A 252-nucleotide genomic window follows, 5' to 3' on the forward strand; every position below is an offset into this window, starting at 1 on the left:
CAAATAGAAATGCAAAAGGAGAAAAAAATGCCTACTATATCACAAATGAATATTCCAACACCTAAGAGTTGGGATGAGTTTGAAGAAATTACATTAGATGCACTAAAATCAAGATGGAATACAAGTGATTTATTTAGACATGGACGCCAAGGGCAACCGCAATATGGCGTTGATATATATGGAGTAGATGATTTATATCAGCCTATTGGAGTCCAATGCAAAAATTATGGTGCTAATTTAAGTTTGATTTTA

1 protein-coding gene is annotated in these 252 nt (G+C 32.9%); it reads left to right on the forward strand.

Annotation, left to right across the window (positions count from 1 at the left end):
- Positions 1-27: 27 nt before the first annotated feature.
- Positions 28-252: hypothetical protein (locus tag AC29Z1_RS16775; protein ID WP_488272594.1), on the forward strand; the 225-nt coding region annotated here is incomplete at its 3' end.

The organism is Sporomusa sp. (genome assembly GCF_057736855.1).